The 3,213-nt window shown below is 72.5% G+C and carries 6 protein-coding genes; 2 read left to right on the top strand and 4 right to left on the bottom strand.

The window, feature by feature from the left end:
• Positions 1-497: recombinase family protein (locus tag G6R24_RS19710; protein ID WP_163550654.1), on the top strand; the 497-nt coding region annotated here is incomplete at its 5' end.
• A gap of 300 nt (positions 498-797) precedes the next feature.
• Entirely contained in the window at positions 798-971 is a 174-nt protein-coding gene (locus G6R24_RS19705; protein ID WP_163550653.1) for a hypothetical protein, read from the top strand.
• A gap of 701 nt (positions 972-1,672) precedes the next feature.
• On the opposite strand, the gene G6R24_RS19700 is transcribed toward G6R24_RS19705, so the two are convergent.
• The 4 genes from G6R24_RS19700 to G6R24_RS19685 form a co-directional block, all read right to left on the bottom strand.
• Positions 1,673-2,002 carry a hypothetical protein gene (locus G6R24_RS19700; RefSeq protein WP_163550652.1) on the bottom strand — a complete coding sequence of 110 codons (330 nt, stop codon included), beginning with the start codon at positions 2,000-2,002 and terminating at the stop codon, positions 1,673-1,675.
• A gap of 16 nt (positions 2,003-2,018) precedes the next feature.
• Positions 2,019-2,276 carry a hypothetical protein gene (locus tag G6R24_RS19695; RefSeq protein WP_163550651.1) on the bottom strand — a complete coding sequence of 86 codons (258 nt, stop codon included), beginning with the start codon at positions 2,274-2,276 and terminating at the stop codon, positions 2,019-2,021.
• A 29-nt stretch (positions 2,277-2,305) separates the two neighbouring features.
• Positions 2,306-2,731, bottom strand: a complete 426-nt coding sequence (locus G6R24_RS19690; protein ID WP_163550650.1) for a DUF4326 domain-containing protein — start codon at positions 2,729-2,731, stop codon at positions 2,306-2,308.
• The coding region (locus G6R24_RS19685; protein WP_163550649.1) for a hypothetical protein at positions 2,728-3,213 on the bottom strand (486 nt) is incomplete at its 5' end. The genes G6R24_RS19685 and G6R24_RS19690, both read right to left, overlap by 4 nt.

The raw sequence follows: 3,213 nt of genomic DNA, 5'->3' as shown, positions 1-3,213 counted from the left end.
CGGGGGCGAAGGCGTCCCGGCCCGAGTTCGATCTCATGATGAAACTGCTCCGGGCCGGCGACACGTTGAAGGTCACCCGGTTGGACCGGCTCGGCCGGTCCCTGCTGCACCTGGTCACCCTCGGCGCCGACCTCACCGAACGGCAGATCGGCCTGCACGTCGTCGAGCAGGGCATCGACACCGCCACCGCCGAAGGCCGCGCCATGTTCGGCATGCTCTCGGTGCTCGCCGAGTACCAGCGCGAGCTCATCGTCGCCAACACCCACGACGGCCTCGCCGCCGCCCGCGCCCGCGGCCGCACCGGCGGACGACGCCCCCGCCTCACCAGCGACCAGGCCGCCCTCGCCCAACGGCTCTACGACACCGGCGAGCACACCGTCGCCCAGATCGCCGCCATGTTCGGCGTCCCCCGCTCCACCGTCTACGGCCACCTCGACAAGGCCAGCATCGGCAAGCGGCCCGCCACCACAGGAAGCGGCATGAACGGCCAGGTGTGACCGCCACAGGTCACCTGTGACCGAAGCTACGGGCGGGCCGACATGGCCTGCACGTCGACGTGTGCACCGCGTGCAGACCGGTGTGCACGAGCCGTGCAACCCGCGTGCACGAACCCGCCGTGCACGGCCCCCTACGCGCGCGGGCGCGCGCCTGCGCGCGTAGGGGGCGGCCGCGTGCACCGCTGCACACCGGGCAACCCGTCAGGCAACCCGTCAGGCAACCAGGAGAGCAACCGCCCCCCGCGACGCACCGGCGCCGGCCGCCTGGCCCTCGTCGGCGAACCGCGCGACGCTGGATCCATGGCGAAGCACTCAGACAACGACGACGACCGTTCGACGCCGATGACCTCGGAGGATGCCTCCCGGATCCAGTCCGCCGGCGACCGTGATCCCGGCAGCCGCACCGGACAGACCGGGTTCGGGCCCCGCGCGCAGTCCGCGGCCGCCGGCAACGCCCAAGACGACGACGACTGACGTCGTGCCGCCCGCCGCACCCGGCACCGACCACGACGACCACCAACGCCAGATCCGCCGGCGACGGTCGCGGTAGCGCCCGTCCAGCCCCACCAGGCCGCCGCACGCCATGGTCCGCGGCCGCCGGGGATGCCGCGTGCGACCGCTACCGCCCAGCTCCCCGGCCCGGTGCCGGCAGCCTGGCCGCTACCTGGTCGCGGGGGCCGCGCGACCAGGCGCCCGTCGTGGGTCCGCCGCGCTGGCGATCGCAGCCTGCCCCGGGCGTCGAAAACGCCCGGTTTCCACTCCCCGCCCTACTCCCCGCCCCACTCCCCGCCCCACTCCTCACCACCGCGGGGGCCGGGCGGCCGTCGTCGCAGGCCAGCACCGGCAGGCAACCCGCACGAGGATGTCCGACATCTCTATGCAGCTGGGAGGAGATGGACGACAGCGGGACGGTCGAGCGCACACCGCCCGCCGTCAAGCCTCCCGGGTCAAGCCGTTGCGGCCTTGACCGGCCTGATTTTCAACATCATCGGAGGGGGTGATCGTTCATGATCGAAAAACGTGGAAGATTGTCAATGCCGTTGACTAACTCGAGATTTCATGATCTACAAAGCCCGAACCATTGATCAAAATCAGCGGCTGGGCGAGCGTCTCGGCATGATCATCTATTGATTCCGGTGGTCGTCTCTCCGGAAACGGTCGTCACGTGATGACCGTCAGATGATCGTGTCCCGCGAGTGGTAGGCGTCGGGCATCACCGCGTCGATGACGACCAGGACGTCGCCCTCGATCGGACCTGGTGGCGCGCAGTCCTCGCACAGTTCGCGGGCGTACGGCACGGCCACCGGCTGGTTGTAGCCCGGGATGATCGGGTCTCCGCATCCCACGCACTGCCCGGTGATCGCGCAGGTCTGGCACCGGTCACGCCGGCCTGGCACGCTCGGGGGCAGCGCGGTCACCCCGGGGATCAGCGCGGCCCCACAGCCGGAGCACTGGGGTGGGATCGCGTCGTCCTCGTCGGTCCAGTCATCGCCCAGCGGGTCCATGGCGGTCCTCCGGTCGTCAGATGATGTACGACGTGGGGTTGTCGAGGTCGATGATCACCCCGGGCACGTACCGGCTCCCACCGTCACCCTGGCCGTCGGTCTCGTCGTCGTCCCAGGGTGACGACGTCGGCCCATACAGGCAGTCCGCGCACTCGCCCACCCCGGTCGCTGTCGTCCCCGGGATCAGCGCCGTCCCGCACCGGGTGCACGTCCCGGTCGCGCCGAGCGCGTCCACGTCCTGGCCCTCGCCACCGGCCGGCTGCTGCTCGCTCATCAGGTCCTCCCCGTCGTCGATCCTCATGGTCATGATTCCGTGGGCCCGGCCACGCCGGCGAGACGGGCCAGCAGATCGCCGTGGCATGGCCGTGGTGCGCACCAGCATCCGAGTGCGCGGCCGCGGAGCTCGCCGAGGCGGGCGAGCAGGTCCGGCCGGGCAGCCAGGTGCCGCTCGTAGGCGGCGATCACCTCCGCCCGTTCGTCAGCGGACGCGCCTGGACGCAGCCGGTACGGGTTGCCCCACGGCGTCCCCCTACCGATCCTGACCAGCCGGCCCGTGGCGGCCAGATGGCGCAGCAACGGGCCGTACGGCTGGTACAGCCCCGGCAGACGCACCACCACGGTCACACCGGCCGCCAGGAGCTCGAGCAGCCGCACGTCCGGGGCGGCCAGGCCGTCCGGGAGATCGGCGTCGTCGAACAGGCCGGCCTGCACCGGCAGCGGGCGCGTCATGCGGTACCGACCTCGGTCCGCTCGTCACCCGTGATGAGCGCCTGGTGCACCTGCTCGGCGAACCACCAGCGGCGGGCGGTGACCCGGCTAGCCCGGTAGGGCTCGGGTGCCACCAGCACCTCGAGCTGCGACCCGACGATCAGGCCGACGCCGTAGAAGTCGGCCTCCGTGCAGGCGGCGAGCAGGTCGCGCGGTGCCCGGGGCAGCACGATCGCCCGGGCGCAGAACGGGGCGTAGCGGCCGGCCGCCACCAGCCCGGCCTGCCAGCCACGCAGGGCGGGCACGACGGCGAGTGCCGGGGTCAGCGGCGGCCGCGCCTGGCGGACGATCCCGTCCGGCCCCGGCTCGACACAGCCCGCCGGAGCGACGTCCAGGGCGCGCCGCTCACGGTCGGACAGGCCGGCCACCGGCACGGGCAGGCCGTGGGGCAGGCCCAGCAGCGCCTCCAGCAGCGGCACGTCGGTGACCGCGCCCAGACCCAC

Source organism: Candidatus Frankia nodulisporulans, assembly GCF_902806475.1.
Classification (GTDB): domain Bacteria; phylum Actinomycetota; class Actinomycetes; order Frankiales; family Frankiaceae; genus Frankia; species Frankia umida.
The sequence above is the reverse complement of the archived record's forward strand: the minus strand, read 5'-3'. Positions and strand labels throughout refer to the sequence as shown.